This is a genomic window from Rhodococcus sp. TAF43 (assembly GCF_052113525.1).
In the GTDB taxonomy this organism is placed as follows: Bacteria; Actinomycetota; Actinomycetes; order Mycobacteriales; family Mycobacteriaceae; genus Prescottella.
This window is the reverse complement of sequence record NZ_JBFRDL010000109.1, coordinates 1-2,338: the sequence shown is the minus strand read 5'-3', so window position 1 is coordinate 2,338 and position 2,338 is coordinate 1. Positions and strand designations below refer to the sequence as shown.

Below are 2,338 nucleotides of genomic sequence, written 5' to 3'. Positions count from 1 at the left end.
TTGTTGTTGTGGTGGTGGGTTGGGGAGGATGTTTCACGTGGAACTGGTTGATGAGCAGTGGGATGTTGTCGGTGCGGTGGCTCGGGTGTTCGGTGAGCGGGCGTCGTTGGCGGAGGCGTATCACGCGTCGTTGGCGTCGGATGGTGTGGTGCGGGGGTTGATCGGTCCGCGTGAGGTGCCGCGGTTGTGGGTGCGGCATGTGCTCAATTGTGGGGTGTTGGGTGAGTTGGTGGGGGCKRRYGAGTCGGTGGTCGATGTGGGGTCGGGTGCGGGTTTGCCGGGGCGTTGAAGGGTTCGAGTGCGGCGGAGGAGATTTCCCGGGATCGCGCTTCCCTTGGTCGGTTGGGTGCTGGCAAGCTGGAGGTCGTCGAGTGTGGTGTCGATGTGTTGCCGGTGCCGACGATCGTGGTGAGCGCGGAACGAGTCGCGCACCATCGGCATCGCGGTCACCGCAACTGACACCGGACCCCTCCCCTCCCCCACCGAGGGATGGTGCGGGACGGTTCCGATCAGCCGCCGACGAACGGCGCGACGAACACGCACGGCACCGGCCGCGGATGCGCCGGATCCAGCGCATTGAGCACGTGGCCGGCCGCGACGCGGGATGCCGCGAGCGCCAGGTGGTCCGAGAAGTCCGACGGGCAGCCGTCCTGCACCACGATGTTGGTCGCGTTCGGTGCCTCCACATAGCCGCTCGTGTACGGCAGGATCAGTTCGTCGTAGCGGGTCATGATGTTGGTGTAGGTCACCCCCGGCGCATACAGGCCACCGGCGTGCAGTTTCGCGATGAACTGCGATGCAGGCAGGAACTGGAGACACGCCTGGCAAAATGGCAGCACTCCACGGGCGTCGTCGGTGCCGAGACCGAGAATCGTTGCGCCACCGTCCGGTCCGGTGAGTGCACTGCCGTTCCAAGCCGGACCGAGTGAGACGTACTTGTCGACCTTGGCTGCGCCGCCGAGGTACTTGACGAAGTAGTTGGGCACGACCGATCCCTGCGAGATACCCAGGATGTCCACACGTGCCGCGCCGGTCGCCGCGAGCACCTCGTCCACGAAGTCACCGATCTGGGCCGCGCTGTCCTCCGCGCGCGCCATGCCCCCGATCGCGCTGACCGGATAGGGCTGATCGGCGTAGTTGCCGAATGTCAGCGCGAAGACGCAGTAGCCCTCGTTGGCGAGCAGCGGCGCGAACGTGGTCCACATGTTGAGTCGATTGGCTCCGGTGCCGTGCACGAGCACCACGGGGTTCGGGTGTTCCGGGGTCGGCCGGCAGGACCAGTCGTTGGATCCGGCGGCCGAGCCGCCGGGGTTGGTGAACTCGTCCTGGACGAAGAGGTTGTACGGCACCGGGAACGGCTCGGCGCCGGCCGGTCCCGTCGACAGAGCCGAGCCGATGGCAAGTACCGCCGCTACGACCGCGGCCCGCCACCCCATGCGGATTCTCTTACCGATTGCCATCCCGCCACCCCCTGATCGCGTCCCTGTGTGCCGGAACGCTACGCGAGCGAGGCGGTGAGCGTCACGAAAGCCGCGATTCCGGATTGTTTCAGGTGAATCATGCTGCGCGGCAACAGAAGAGCCGATTTGTCGAATATGGGCGAAAGTGCCGGCGTGAGCCCCCACCCGGTCATACCGGCTCATTTCGTCACTGTGACAGTAGGTTCGGGGTTTGGCGGATCTCGGGGCTTCGAATCCGATCCGCGCGGCGCCCCTCACGGGTGCGCGGAGGTCGATCGGTGTGGTGACCGCGGAGCGCGCGGCTCAGCTCTTGTCGATCCCGCTCCCGTCGGGGCGTGCGGACTGGTCACGGTGGCGATGTTTCACGTGAATGATCCGGGCGTCGATCGCAGGGCTCTCGCAGGAGGCGACCGATGCGTCACCAGGTCGCTGGGGGCCGTGCGCCGTCCGCGACCGAAGTGATGTCGTACCAGGCTGGGCCGCCTGCCGGCGTGCCCCGAGCGGCGCACGTCGGGCCCGGATCATCGTCGAGGGGGCGGGTGTCGCCGGGCCGGCTTCGCGGTGTTCCACGTGAAACGGCGGCGCGGCACTGTTCCACGTGGAACAGTGCCGCCGTCCATGCGGTCGAGTCAGGGAACTGGGCTGGCAGGCGTCGAGCATCCGGCGCGGGCGACGTGTCCGCCCCCCTCCCCCACCTTCGGTCGTGGTGTCGAGAACTGGTGCCAGAGTTTGTTGTTGTGGTGGTGGGTTGGGGAGGATGTTTCACGTGGAACTGGTTGATGAGCAGTGGGATGTTGTCGGTGCGGTGGCTCGGGTGTTCGGTGAGCGGGCGTCGTTGGCGGAGGCGTATCACGCGTCGTTGGCGTCGGATGGTGTGG

At 66.8% G+C, this 2,338-nt stretch carries 1 protein-coding gene and 1 pseudogene; one reads left to right on the top strand and one right to left on the bottom strand.

Annotated features, from left to right (window positions below):
* Positions 1-28: 28 nt before the first annotated feature.
* A pseudogene (locus AB4Z09_RS28950) lies at positions 29-459 on the top strand (RsmG family class I SAM-dependent methyltransferase).
* Positions 460-509: 50 nt separating this feature from the next.
* Here the strand turns inward: AB4Z09_RS28950 and AB4Z09_RS28945 are convergent.
* Positions 510-1,460, bottom strand: a complete 951-nt coding sequence (locus AB4Z09_RS28945; RefSeq protein ID WP_258557756.1) for an esterase/lipase family protein — start codon at positions 1,458-1,460, stop codon at positions 510-512.
* Positions 1,461-2,338: the final 878 nt, after the last annotated feature.